Source organism: Pseudomonas sp. CP-1 (assembly GCF_021213715.1).
Taxonomy (GTDB): Bacteria; Pseudomonadota; Gammaproteobacteria; order Pseudomonadales; family Pseudomonadaceae; genus Pseudomonas; species Pseudomonas aeruginosa.
Map to the genome: position 1 here is coordinate 225,662 of NZ_JAJQKY010000003.1, position 12,109 is coordinate 237,770.

10 protein-coding genes are annotated in these 12,109 nt (G+C 69.3%); 3 read left to right on the forward strand and 7 right to left on the reverse strand.

Annotated elements, in window-relative coordinates; translation table 11 throughout:
• Positions 1 to 13 precede the first annotated feature (13 nt).
• The 3 genes from LT948_RS08025 to mdlC all read right to left on the reverse strand — a co-directional run bounded on the left by LT948_RS08025 (position 14) and on the right by mdlC (position 4,519).
• On the reverse strand, positions 14 to 1,483 hold the full coding sequence (locus LT948_RS08025; RefSeq protein ID WP_073657328.1) for an aldehyde dehydrogenase family protein: 1,470 nt from the start codon (positions 1,481 to 1,483) through the stop codon (positions 14 to 16).
• Between the two features lie 22 nt (positions 1,484 to 1,505).
• On the reverse strand, positions 1,506 to 2,846 hold the full coding sequence (locus tag LT948_RS08030) for an MFS transporter (protein WP_103119279.1): 1,341 nt from the start codon (positions 2,844 to 2,846) through the stop codon (positions 1,506 to 1,508).
• An 86-nt stretch (positions 2,847 to 2,932) separates the two neighbouring features.
• Positions 2,933 to 4,519: a benzoylformate decarboxylase gene (gene mdlC, locus LT948_RS08035; RefSeq protein WP_023098163.1), complete on the reverse strand. Its 1,587-nt coding sequence runs from the start codon at positions 4,517 to 4,519 to the stop codon at positions 2,933 to 2,935.
• A 100-nt stretch (positions 4,520 to 4,619) separates the two neighbouring features.
• Between mdlC and LT948_RS08040 the strand changes: the two genes are divergently transcribed.
• A complete protein-coding gene (locus LT948_RS08040) occupies positions 4,620 to 5,516 on the forward strand; it encodes a LysR family transcriptional regulator (RefSeq protein ID WP_011666777.1) in 897 nt (298 codons plus the stop codon).
• Between the two features lie 14 nt (positions 5,517 to 5,530).
• Here the strand turns inward: LT948_RS08040 and LT948_RS08045 are convergent, their stop codons facing one another.
• Positions 5,531 to 6,865, reverse strand: a complete 1,335-nt coding sequence (locus tag LT948_RS08045; protein ID WP_003095547.1) for an MFS transporter — start codon at positions 6,863 to 6,865, stop codon at positions 5,531 to 5,533.
• Positions 6,866 to 7,243: 378 nt separating this feature from the next.
• Here LT948_RS08045 and LT948_RS08050 point away from each other — a divergent pair, with 378 nt between their 5' ends.
• Both LT948_RS08050 and LT948_RS08055 read left to right on the forward strand, forming a co-directional pair.
• Positions 7,244 to 8,299, forward strand: a complete 1,056-nt coding sequence (locus LT948_RS08050; RefSeq protein ID WP_003095551.1) for an aromatic ring-hydroxylating dioxygenase subunit alpha — start codon at positions 7,244 to 7,246, stop codon at positions 8,297 to 8,299.
• 14 nt (positions 8,300 to 8,313) lie between these two features.
• A complete protein-coding gene (locus tag LT948_RS08055; RefSeq protein WP_003161300.1) occupies positions 8,314 to 9,267 on the forward strand; it encodes a PDR/VanB family oxidoreductase in 954 nt (317 codons plus the stop codon).
• Here LT948_RS08055 and LT948_RS08060 read toward each other — a convergent pair.
• From LT948_RS08060 to LT948_RS08070, 3 genes are all read right to left on the reverse strand, one after another.
• Positions 9,264 to 9,977 (reverse strand): GntR family transcriptional regulator, encoded by a 714-nt coding sequence (locus LT948_RS08060; protein WP_003109450.1) that lies wholly within the window; start codon positions 9,975 to 9,977, stop codon positions 9,264 to 9,266. The genes LT948_RS08055 and LT948_RS08060 overlap by 4 nt on opposite strands.
• Before the next feature lie 63 nt (positions 9,978 to 10,040).
• Positions 10,041 to 10,802, reverse strand: a complete 762-nt coding sequence (locus tag LT948_RS08065; RefSeq protein WP_003095557.1) for an SDR family oxidoreductase — start codon at positions 10,800 to 10,802, stop codon at positions 10,041 to 10,043.
• 357 nt (positions 10,803 to 11,159) lie between these two features.
• A complete protein-coding gene (locus LT948_RS08070; protein ID WP_023092677.1) occupies positions 11,160 to 12,092 on the reverse strand; it encodes an ornithine cyclodeaminase family protein in 933 nt (310 codons plus the stop codon).
• Positions 12,093 to 12,109: the final 17 nt, after the last annotated feature.

Here is a 12,109-nt window from a genome sequence, read left to right on the forward strand (position 1 = left end):
CCCGCCGCCAGGGTCAGAACGGGTACTGGCGCGGCGCGTGCTGCACGCTGATCCAGTGGTCGGTGGTGAATTCCTCGATGGCCCAGTCGCCGTTGAAGCGGCCAAGTCCGGAGTTCTTCTCGCCGCCGAACGGCGCGTTGGCCTCGTCGTTCACCGGAATGTCGTTGACGTGGGTCATCCCCGCGCGAAGCTGGCGGGCAAAGCGAACCGCGCGTTCCAGGTCGCGGCTGAACACCGCGCTGGACAGCCCGTATTCGCTGGCGTTGGCCAACTCCAGCGCATGCGCCTCGTCGCGCGCGCGGAGCAGGCCGACCAGCGGGCCGAAGATTTCATCGCGGGCGATCTCCATCGTCGCGCTGACCTCGCCGAATACGTGCGGAGCCAGCAACTGCCCATCGACGCCGCCCTCGTACAGCGGCTTGGCGCCTTCCTGGCGGGCCAGGCGGATCTTTTCCAGCAGGCCTTCGAGCTGGCGCGCGTTGACGATCGGCCCGACCGCGGTATCGGCGCGCTGCGGATCGCCGACCCGGAGACCCTTGACCCGCTCGACGAAGCGCGCGGCGAAGGCGTCGTAGAGGATGTCCTCGACGATGATGCGGTTGATCGCCATGCAGATCTGCCCCTGGTGGAGGAACTTGCCGAACACCGCGGCATTCACCGCCTGCTCCAGGTCGGCGTCGCCGAGCACCACGAACGGACTGTTGCCGCCCAGCTCCAGCGCCACGTGCTTGAGGTGCGCGCCGCCGCTGGCGATGCGGCCGATGTTGCGGCCCACCGGGGTCGACCCGGTGAAGGTCACCAGGCCCGGCACCGGGTGCTCGACGAAGGTGTCGCCGATCTCGCTGCCGGGGCCGACCACCACGCTGAACAGCCCGGCCGGCAGCCCGGCCTCTTCGAAGATCCGCGCCAGCAGCAGTCCGCCGCAGACCGGCGTGTCGCTGGCCGGCTTGACCACCACCGCGTTGCCCAGCGCCAGGGCCGGGGCGATGGAACGCTGGGTCAGGTGCAGCGGGAAGTTCCACGGGCTGATCACCCCGACCACGCCGATGGCGCTGCGGTAGACCCGGCTTTCCTTGCCCGGCACGTCGGACTCGACGATGCGCCCGTGCACCCGTGCCGGGAACGACGCCGACTCCAGGGTGATCGCGCGCGCCGCGCCCCATTCGATCTCGGCCTTCAGGCGGGTGCTGCCGGACTCGCGGATGATCCAGTCGACGATCTCCTCGTGGCGGCGGTCGAACACCTCCACCGCCTTGTACAGCACCGCCGCGCGTGCCGAGGGGCCAAGCGCGGCCCATGCCGGCTGGACCTCGGCGGCCTTGGCGTAGGCGGCATCGAGGTCGTCGCGGTCGGCCTGCTCGATCTCCAGCAGCAGGCTGCCGTCGAACGGATTGCTCACCTTCAGCCGGCGGCCGGCCCGGCCGTGGCGCCACTCGCCGGCCAGGGGCTGGAGACCGAGGTCGGTATAACGGGAATCGCTCATCGCTCTTCTCCTCTTTCGAAAATCACAGGGGTTTCTTCGCCGTCGCGTCGACGGACGCTTCCGCCGGCACGCGCGGCCGCAGGTGGATGCAGGCGATCGCCAGCGCGCCGATCACGCCAGGCGCGGCGAAGGCCAGGAAGTTCTGCTGGAACGGCAGCTCCAGGGCCAGCAGGCTGCCGCCGAGCATCGGCCCGGCGATGGCGCAGAGGCGGCCGACACCGGCGGCCCAGCCGACCCCGGTGGAGCGCACCCAGGCCGGGTAGAACTGCGCGGCGTAGGCATGGATCACCGCCAGGGTGCCGATGGTGGTGGCGCCGGCCACCACCAGCAGGCCGTTGAGCAGCCAGGGGCCTGGCCCCAGGCCGAGGACCGCCAGGGAGGCCGCGGCCAGGGCGAAGAACAGCACCAGGGTGCGGCCGGCGCCGAGGCGGTCGGCCAGCCAGCCGCCGAACAACGCACCGAGGGTCGCCCCGACATTCAGGGTGACGAGGAACGCCAGGCTCGAACCGAGGGCGTAGCCGCCGCCGGCCATCAGCTTCGGCAACCAGGTGTTGAGCCCGTAGCTCATCAGCATGCACATGGCGAAGGCCACCCACAGCAGCAGGGTGCCCAGTGCCTGGCGCCCCTCGAACAACTGGGCGACCCGTCCGCTCGGCGCTTCGGCCGCGACAGCGTTCGCCCGCTCGGCGCCGGGCCGGTAGTCGGGATCGACCTTGCGCAGCAGCGCGTCCAGTTCGGCGCGGCGGCCCTTGAGTTCGAGGAACGCCGCCGACTCCGGCAACCAGCGCAACATCAGCGGCACCGCCAGCACCGGCAGCACCGCCACGTAGAACACCGATTGCCAGCCCCAGGCGGGGATCATGGCGATCGCCAGTAGCGCCGAGAGCACCGCGCCCACCGAGTAGAAGGCCGACATCACCGTGACCAGGGTGCTGCGCCGCCCGGCCGGAGCGAATTCGCTGATCAGGTTGATCGCGCTGGGCACCAGCGCGCCCAGTGCCAGGCCGGTGAAGAAGCGTCCGGCGCCCAGTTCCAGCGGGTCGCGGGCGTGCCCGGTGAGGAAGGCGGCGAGGCTCGCCAGCAGGGTGGTGGCGATCACCAGGCGGCGCCGGCCGAAGCGGTCCGCCAGCGGCGCCAGCAGGGTGCCGCCGAAGAGCATGCCGAACAGCGCGCAACTGCCGAGGGTGCCGGCCTGCACCGGGCTCAGCTGCCACTCCTGCATCAGGCGTGGCACCACCGAGCCGTAGATGACCATGTCGTAGCCGTCGAACAGCATGATGAAACACCCCCAGCCGAGGATCAGCCAGTGAGTACGGTTAAAGCGGGCAGCGTCGATCACCGCCGCAGCGGATTGCCTGTTCATACCAACCTCTCTCTTGTTCTTGTTATGGGCGCACGCGGGCGTCGGTCGGCACCGCCCACTCTGGCATGGGGCGGCGCCGTGGAACATCAGGGTTCGATGGTTTGCGTCGGCACCTCGATCAAAACCGGGCGATCAGCGGCCAGGGCATGCTCCAAGGCACTTTCCAGCTCTTCGCGGGTGGCTGCGTGGAGTGCCTCGACGCCATAGCCGCGGGCGATCGCGCAGAAGTCCAGGCCGGGCACGTCGAGCCCCGGCGCATCGGGCACCTCGAGCACCCCGGCGAACCAGCGCAGGGCGCCGTAGGTACCGTTCTTGAGGATGATGAACACCGCCGGCACACGGTATTGCGCGGCGCTCCAGAGTGCGGTGATGCCATAGTTGGCCGAGCCGTCGCCGATGATCCCGATCACCTGCCGCCGCGGCTGCGCCAGTTGCGCGCCGACCGCCGCCGGCAGGCCGAAGCCGAGTCCGCCGGCGGCCGGGAAGAAGTAGCTGCCCGGCTCGCGCATCTCCACGCGCTGCCAGAAGGCGGTCACGGTGGAAGTCGACTCCTTGACGAAGATGGCGTCGCGCGGCGCCAGCGCATCGATCACGTCGAACACGGTTTCCGGCCGCAGCGGTCCGCCCTCCTCGGCCAGCGCCGGCGGTCGCGGCAGCGCCTCGGGCAACGGCCGCGCACTGGGGCGGACCTGTTCGAGCAGTGCCTCGAGGGTCAGCGCGATGTCGCCGACCAACGCGTCGCCCATCGGCGCCCGTGCTGCTTCGCCGGGATCGCAGGTGACCTGCACCAGCTCGGCGCCGGCCGGCAGGTAATCGCCGGGGGCGAACTGGTGATAGCGGAACACCGGCGCGCCGACCACCAGGATCAGGTCGTGGCCGTCCAGCAGCCGGCTGATCCCGGCGATGGCCGCCGGCAGCACGCCGCGGAAGCAGGCATGGCGGGTGGGGAACGGACAGCGCGAGGCCGACGGCGCGACCCAGGCCGGCATCCGCAGCTTCTCCGCCAGTTGCACGGCCAGGCCGTTGGCATTCGCCCCGTCGACGTCCGGACCGAGCACCAGCACCGGGTTGCGCGAGCGCGACAGGCGCTCGCCGAGTTCGGCCAGCAATGCCGGCGCCGGCAGCGCGGCGCCGCTGACCTGGCGCGCGGCCAGGTGTTCGACGCCGGCCGGCGCCGGTTGCGCCCAGTCGTCGTAGGGAATCGACAGGTACACCGGCGCCCGCGGCGGCAGGCTCGCGGTCTGGATCGCCTGGCTCAACGCGCGCGGCACATCCTGGGCGCAGGCCGGCTCGTGGCTCCATTTCACCAGCGGCTTGGGCAGTTGTCCGGCATCGACGTTGGCGAGCATCGCCTCGACCCCGATCATCGAGCGCACCTGCTGCCCGGCGGTGATGACCAGGGGGCTATGGGAGTACCAGGCGTTGGTCAGCGCGCCCATGCCGTTGCCGGTGCCCGCCGCCGCATGCAGGTTGACGAAGGCCGGGCGGCCGCTGGCCAGGGCGAAGCCATCGGCCATGCCGACCACCGCGCCCTCGTGCAGGCCGAGGATGTAGCGGAAATCCTCGGGGAAGTCCTTGAGGAACGGCAGCTCGTTGGAGCCGGGGTTGCCGAAGACGGTGGTCAGGCCGTGGCGACGGAGGATCTCGTAAGACGCGGAATGGACGGTTTTCATGCAGGCCTTCAAGCTCGTTTCCTGGATTTGCGCTACTGTTGCAGCCGCTCGATAATCAATCAAATCGATACTCTTTCTATAAAAAATAGAACTGGTCTATATGAGTCCGATCGATCTCAACCTGATCCGCACCTTCGTCACCCTCTACGAAGCGGGCAGCGTGACCCTCGCCGCGGAGCGCCTGTTCGTCACCCAGCCATCGGTGAGCTACGCCCTGGCGCGCCTGCGCGAACTGTTCGACGACGCGTTGTTCACCCGCACCCGCGACGGCATCCAGCCGACCTTCGTCGCCGAGCAGCTCTACGGCACCTTCCGCGAGTCGCTGACGCGCATCGAGGGCGCGGTACAGAGCGTTCGCCACTTCGATCCGGCGACCACCGAGCGACGTTTCCGCATCGCCCTCACCGATCTCGGCGAGGTGGGTTTCCTCTCGCTGATCCTCGAACGCCTGACCCGCGACGCGCCGTTCGCCGAAGTGGAAGTGCTGCCGCTGCAGGTGGACGAGGTCGGCGCCTGGCTGAGCAGCGCCAAGGTCGACGCGGCGATCTGCCGCCAGCCGGTGCCCGGCGCGCGCAGCCAGCGGGTCCTGCACGAGCGCTACGTGTGCCTGCTCAGCGACCGCCACCCACGGATCGGCGACAGCCTGAGCCTGGAGCAGTACCTGGCCGAGCGGCACATCGTGGTGACCCGCACCTCCGGCCACGGCATCGCCGAGGACGTGCTCGAGGCCATGCAGGTGCGGCGCCGCATCAGCCTGCGGGTGCCGCACTTCTCGGTGCTGCCGAAGATCATTCCCGGTACCGAGCTGCTGACCATCCTGCCGGCGCAGATCGCCTATCGCTTCGTCGCCGAAGGCGGCATGCGCATGCTCGAACTGCCCTTCACCCTGCCGCCGTTCGACGTCTCCCTGCACTGGCACGAGAGCAGCGAACGCTCGGCGGCGCTGAACTGGTTCCGCACCACCATCGCCGAGGCGATCATCGCCGCCCAACGCTGAAACGCCGGCGGCCCTCACGCAGCGTCTCCCAGCGTCGGCGAGCGCTCGCGACGCCGCGCACCGAGCAGCGGCAACACGGCGGCCGCGGCGACGAACACCGCCGCGAACGCCCCATAGAGGGACAGCGGCTGCCAGCCGTCGTCGAGCAGGAGCCCGGCCACCAGCGGCGAGAGGATCGCCCCACCGCGACCGACGCCGATCCCCCAGCCGACCCCGGTGGCGCGCACCGAGGCGTCGTAGAGGCTCGGCGCCAGGGCATACAGGCCGGCCACGCAGGCGTTGGCGCAAAGCCCGATCAGCAGTCCCAGCGGCAAGGCCGCGCCGGGCAGCCCGGCGCTCAGCGAGAACAGCGCGAGCAGAGCGGCGGTAAGCAGCATGAACAGCGCCAGCACCCGTTCCAGGCGAAAGCGCGCGGCAAGCCCGCCGAGCAAGGCGGCACCGAAGATCCCGCCGATGCTCAGCAGGGTGCCGCCGGTGATGCCCTGGGCGGTGGACAGGCCGGCGGCGACCAGCAGCTTCGGCGTCCAGCTCATGATGAAGTAGAAGCCGAACATCACCAGGAAGAACAGCGCCCAGAGCAGCAGCGTGGTGCGTCGCTGGGCGACGCAGAGCAACCGGGCGAGGCGGCTACCGTGCTCCGCTCCGCCGCCAGGCGGGCTCGGCAGTTCGGCGAGCGCCGCGCGGCCCAGGCGCCGGGCCAGCGCGTTGACCCGTTGCAACGCCCGCGGCGGCCGGCGCGCCAGGAGGAAGTCCAGCGACTCCGGCAGGCACAGGCAGACCAGCGGGATCACCGCCAGGGTCAGGCCAGCGCCGAAGACGAACACCGAGCGCCAGCCCCAGGCGCCGATCAGCCATACCGCGAGCAGTCCGCCAAGGGTCGCGCCGAGCGCGTAGCCGGTGGATTGCAGGCTTACCGCCAGGCCGCGCCAACGGCGCGAGGCGTACTCGCTGGCGATCACGTTGCTGCTGGCGAGGATGCCGCCGATACCCAGCCCGGTCAGCCCGCGCAGCAACGCCAGTTGCCAGGCCGCCTGGCTCAGCGCCGAGGCGAGCATGCCCAGGCCCGACAGCGCCAGGCAGGCGAGGATCAGCGGGCGGCGCCCCCAGCGGTCGGCCCAGGGCGCGATGAACAGCGAGCCGGCGGCCATGCCGAAAAGGCCGGCGCTGAGCAGCAGGCCGATCTCGGCGCCGCCCAGGTTCCATTCGGCGGCCACCGAAGATGCGGTGAAGGCCATCACCAGCACGTCGAAGCCATCGATCAGGTTGAGCACGATGCACACAGCCACCGCCAGCCACTGGAACGGCCGCATCGGTTCGTCGTCGAGAGCGCGGCGCAAGTCCCGGTTCATGGGCGGCCCTCCCCGAGCGGACAGGAAAGAAGCGACGGCAGGCGGGAGCGAGGCGCGGGAATGCAGGAATCCATCATCGGGAAGACCCTTTTTCTTGTTGTTGTAGGCACGGCAAGCGCAGGCACCCTGGCACCGTTGCGTCGATGCCGCAATCCTATTGGATCCATTTGTGCGACAAGAAAACGGAAGGCCAACGGATATCCCACTGTCAGCGAAATCTGAGAAAGGCTCTGGAACGAGATAATTGAGCGATTTATTCCTGAAGTTTTTTATGTGCGACTATCGAACGGATTATTTTTTGTACAGAAGCGGTTGACTTGGAAAAGTTGCCTCGCGAATCATTGGATCCAATTACAAAAACAACGAGAGGATCCGACGATGTTTCCGAAGAACGCCTGGTACGTGGCCTGCACCCCCGACGAACTGGCCGGCAAGCCGCTCGGCCGACGCATCTGCGACGAGCCGATGGTTTTCTACCGAGGCGAGGACGGCCGCGTGGCGGCCCTCGAGGATTTCTGCCCGCACCGTGGCGCGCCGCTGTCGCTGGGCTTCGTCGAGGACGGCGTGCTGGTCTGCGGCTACCACGGCCTGGCGATGGGCGAGGACGGTCGCACCCGCGCGATGCCCGGCCAGCGGGTCCGCGGCTTCCCCTGCATCCGTCGCTTCCCGGTGCAGGAGCGGCACGGCTTCGTCTGGGTTTGGCCGGGCGCGGAAGAACAGGCCGACGCCGCGCTGATACCCCGCCTGGAATGGGCGGAAAGCCCCGATTGGGCCTATGGCGGCGGGCTGTACCACATCCACTGCGACTATCGCCTGATGATCGACAACCTGATGGACCTGACCCACGAGACCTACGTCCATGCGTCCAGCATCGGCCAGAAGGAAATCGACGAGGCCGCGCCGGCCACGCGGGTGGAAGGCGACGAGGTGATCACCAGCCGCCACATGCAGAATGTCATGGCCCCGCCGTTCTGGCGCATGGCCCTGCGCGGCAACGGCCTGGCCGACGACGTGGCGGTGGACCGCTGGCAGATCTGCCGCTTCACGCCGCCCAGCCACGTGTTGATCGAGGTCGGCGTGGCCCACGCCGGCCACGGTGGCTACCAGGCGCCGGCGGAGCGCAAGGCGGCGAGCATCGTGGTCGACTTCATCACCCCGGAGAGCGCCACCTCCATCTGGTACTTCTGGGGCATGGCGCGCAACTTCCAGGCCCACGACCGGGCGCTCACCGAGAGCATTCGCGAAGGCCAGGGAAAGATCTTCGGCGAAGACCTGGAAATGCTCGAAAGCCAGCAGCGCAACCTGCTGCGCCATCCACGGCGCGACCTGCTGAAACTGAACATCGACGCCGGCGGCGTGCAGGCCCGGCGCATCATCGAGCGCCTGCTGGCGGACGAGCGCCAGGCCGCCGCCCCCAACCGCGCCCAGGCCTGACGGGAGCCTTCGCCATGATCGAGGTCATCGTCGGCGCCATCCGCCTGGAGGCGCAGGATATCCACAGCTTCGAACTGTTCCGGGCCGACGGGGCGGCCCTGCCGTCCTTCGAGCCGGGCGCACACATCGACCTGCACCTGCCCAACGGCCTGGTCCGCCAGTACTCCCTCTGCGGCCCCGCCGAACGGCCGCGCCACTACCGTATCGCCGTACTCCGCTGCCGCGACTCGCGCGGCGGCTCGGCCACGCTGCACGCCGAACTGCGGGTCGGCCAGCGGCTGCGCATCGGCGAGCCGCGCAATCTCTTCCCGCTGTCGCCGGAGCCCGGTCCGCGCCTGCTGTTCGCCGGCGGCATCGGCATTACGCCGCTGCTGGCGATGGCCGAACGCCTGGCCCGCGATGGCGCCAACTTCCAGTTGCACTACTGCGCGCATTCCGCCGAGCGCGCGGCCTTCGTCGACTATCTTGACCGGTGCGCCTTCGCCGACCGCGTGTACTGCCACTTCGACCACGGCGACAGCAGCCGCCGCGCGGACCTTCGCGCCCTGCTGGCGGCCAGTCCACGCGACGCCCAGCTATACCTTTGCGGGCCGGCGGGCTTCATGCAGTGGATCGAAGAAAGCGCCCGCGAACTGGGCTGGGAAGCAAGCCGCTTGCATCGCGAGCACTTCGCCGCCGCGCCACGGGACGCCAATGCGGACGGCACCTTCGAAGTGCAGTTGGCGAGCAACGGGGCGCTGATCCGGGTCGCCGCCGGGCAGACCGTGCTGGCGGCCCTGCGCGAAGCCGGGGTGGACCTGCCGGCCTCCTGCGAGCAGGGCATCTGCGGCACCTGTCTGACCCGCGTGCTGGACGGCGAGCCGGAGCATCGCGACCTCTACCTCAGCGAAGAGGAGCAGGCCGCCAACGATTGCTTCACGCCCTGCTGTTCGCGTTCGCGCAGCCCACGGCTGGTGCTGGATCTCTAGTCGGCGGCGACGTCGCCGTGAAGCACGGTGACGCCCTTCCGCGCCGGATCGAAGTAGTCGGCGTAGCGCAGGGTCGCGTTGGCGTGCTCGCGCATGATCGCCTCGGCGCGCGCCCCCTGGCCGTTGACCAGCGCGTCGACCACCGCGTGGTGCTGCATGTGGGCGAAGTTGAAACGGCGGAATTCCTGCTCGAGATTGTCGCGATCCACCGCCAGGGCGCTCACCGAGGCGAACGGCAGGTGGTCGTTGCGCGCCAGCGCCACGGCGATCGCCGGGTTGCCGCTGGCCTCGATGATGGTGCGGTGGAAGCGCATGTTCATGCGCTGGTAGCGCTCCAGCTCCTCCAGCAGGACCTGGCCGTTGGCGAACAACCGGTCGCCCTCGGCCAGGCATTCCTCCAGGGTCGCCCGTGCCTCGGCGGACAGCCCGCGCTCGGCCGCCTGGCGTGCCGCCAGGCCTTCCAGAACGCCGCGCACCTCGACCGCGCCGGCGATATCCTCGCGGGTCACCGCGCGCACCCTGTAGCCGCGCCCGGTCTTGCACAGCAGGCCTTCCTGCTCGAGGGTACGCAGGGCGATGCGCACCGGCATGCGCGAGACCTGCAGGCGTTCGGCGGTGGGAATCTCGACGATGCGCTCGCCGGCGGCGAGTTCGCCGGAAGCGATCAGCTTGCGCAGCTCGGCCAGCACGCGTTGGCCCGGTTTGCTCATGGAATTCGCTTATTCGATCGGGACGACCGGGGCATCATAGCGCGCCCCGGCCGCCTCCGCCGGTCAGCTTTCGCGGTGGATGGCGAAGCCGGCCCAGGACTGGCTCACCGGCATGATCTCGAGGCTGTTGATGTTCAGGTGGGCAGGCTGGTTCATGATCCAGAAGATGGTCTCGGCGATGTCTTCCGGCTGGATCGGATGGGCCCCGGCGTAGGTCTTGTCGTAGCGCGCCTGGTCGCCGCCGAAGCGGACCAGGGAGAACTCGCTCTCGCACAGCCCCGGCTCGAGGTTGGTCACGCGCACCCCGGTGCCCTGCAGGTCGCAACGCAGGTTCAGGGAGAATTGCTCGACGAAGGCCTTGGTGCCGCCGTAGACATGGCTACCCGGATAGGGCCACTTGCCGGCCACCGAACCCAGGTTGACGATGCTCGCCCCGGCGCCGTGGGCGATCAGCCGCGGCAGCAGCAGGCGCGTGCTGTAGAGCAGGCCCTTGATGTTGGTGTCGACCATGGTGTCCCAGTCGTCCAGGTCGCAGGACTGCGCCGGGTCGGTGCCCAGCGCCAGGCCGGCGTTGTTGATCAGGCCGCGCAGGGTGGCGAACTCTTCCGGCAGGTTGTCCACGGCCGCGCTCATCGCCGCGCGGTCGCGCACGTCCAGGGTCAGCGGCAACACCCGGGTCTTCGCCGAAAGCTCGCCGGCCAGGGCCTGCAGACGCTCCTCGCGACGGCCGGTGAGCACCAGCGACCAGCCGGCCTCGGCGAAACGACGGGCGCAGGCTTCGCCGAAGCCTGAGGTGGCGCCGGTGATGAACAGGGTGGACGACATGGGCATCTCCTCGTACGGGGCGGAAAAACGATATCCGGGGATTCTAGAGCCTCGCCGTGCCCGGTTGGCCATACAGTTGCGCACGAGTTTGCCGAGGCGCCTGCTCAAAAAACGACCAACCTCGCGGAACCCGCACCGTGCTTGGGCCGCAGCGAACAGCCACCAACTTGTCCACAGGGCGTCGCACAGTTTTCCTGAACAACTGTGGCAGCGGCATGACCACGCGCTGGGGATAAGTGCCCCGGCGCGAGCACTGATCATTTTCTGACCAGCCACGCCTAACCCTCGCCAATTCAAGGGCTTGGCGGTTCTTACCCACCTTATCCACAAGCCCCCGCACAGAAATCCTGAACAACCTCAGGCGGCGTTATCCACAACCCGGCGCGCGGCGACCAGGTCCTCCAGCGCATAACCCACCGACTTGAACAGGGTGATTTCCCCGGGATCGCCGCGCCGCCCTGCCCCGCCCAGCAAGTCGCGCAGTTCGGTGGATATCGCCTCGCGCCCGATGGCGCCTTCGGCGATCGCCTGCAACAGGTCGCCAGCCTCTTCCAGCGCGCCTGCGCGGGTATCCACCACGACCCGCGCGCGCGCCACCGCCAGGGCGTCAGTCTCGCGCATGGACGGCAGGAAGGCGCCGACCAGGTCGAGATGGACGCCCGGCTTCAGCCATGCGCCGCGCACCAGCGCTTCGCGGGAGGTGGTAACGCAACTGACGCAATCGGCCGCCTCCACCGCCGCGCGCAACCCGTCGGCCGCTCGCGCCGGGTAGCCCTCCTCGCGCAGCCGGGCGGCCAGCGCGGCGGCCTTGGCCGGATCGCGGCCCCAGATGTCGATGTGGCGATAGTCGCGCACGCAGGCGTGGGCCCGCACCATGTGCGCAGCCAGGGTTCCGCAGCCGACCACCAGCAGGCGCCGCGCATCGTCCCGCGCCAGGTAGTCGGCGGCCAGCGCCGAGCTGCAGGCGGTACGCCGGGCGGTCAGCTCCGAAGCCTCCAGCAACGCCAGCGGGCGACCGTCTTCGCCGTCGAACAGAGCGAACACCGCGGCCACCGCCGGCAGGCCACGCGCCCCATTGCCAGGGAACACCGTCACCAGTTTCACGCCGATCCCCTCACCGGCCTGCCACACCGGCATCTGTAGCAACGAGGCCTGCCCCGGCAAGGCATGGCAGCTGCGCAGCGGCGCACTGCAAGGCTTGGCCAGGCCGATGCGCAACGCCTCGATCAGTTGTGGATAAGACAGGCGCTCGGCGACCTCGGCGTTGCTGAAAAAGCGCAGGCTGTGCATAAGTCGAGTTTCCTCCG

What these genes read in the sequence shown, in the direction of transcription:
- LT948_RS08065 (WP_003095557.1), bottom strand. Translation starts at nt 10,802, where the DNA reads ATGTCGTCCACCCTGTTCATCACCGGCGCCACCTCAGGCTTCGGCGAA.
- mdlC (WP_023098163.1), bottom strand. Translation starts at nt 4,519, where the DNA reads ATGAAAACCGTCCATTCCGCGTCTTACGAGATCCTCCGTCGCCACGGC.
- LT948_RS08070 (WP_023092677.1), bottom strand. Translation starts at nt 12,092, where the DNA reads ATGCACAGCCTGCGCTTTTTCAGCAACGCCGAGGTCGCCGAGCGCCTG.
- LT948_RS08055 (WP_003161300.1), top strand. Translation starts at nt 8,314, where the DNA reads ATGATCGAGGTCATCGTCGGCGCCATCCGCCTGGAGGCGCAGGATATC.
- LT948_RS08025 (WP_073657328.1), bottom strand. Translation starts at nt 1,483, where the DNA reads ATGAGCGATTCCCGTTATACCGACCTCGGTCTCCAGCCCCTGGCCGGC.
- LT948_RS08060 (WP_003109450.1), bottom strand. Translation starts at nt 9,977, where the DNA reads ATGAGCAAACCGGGCCAACGCGTGCTGGCCGAGCTGCGCAAGCTGATC.
- LT948_RS08050 (WP_003095551.1), top strand. Translation starts at nt 7,244, where the DNA reads ATGTTTCCGAAGAACGCCTGGTACGTGGCCTGCACCCCCGACGAACTG.
- LT948_RS08030 (WP_103119279.1), bottom strand. Translation starts at nt 2,846, where the DNA reads ATGAACAGGCAATCCGCTGCGGCGGTGATCGACGCTGCCCGCTTTAAC.
- LT948_RS08040 (WP_011666777.1), top strand. Translation starts at nt 4,620, where the DNA reads ATGAGTCCGATCGATCTCAACCTGATCCGCACCTTCGTCACCCTCTAC.
- LT948_RS08045 (WP_003095547.1), bottom strand. Translation starts at nt 6,865, where the DNA reads ATGAACCGGGACTTGCGCCGCGCTCTCGACGACGAACCGATGCGGCCG.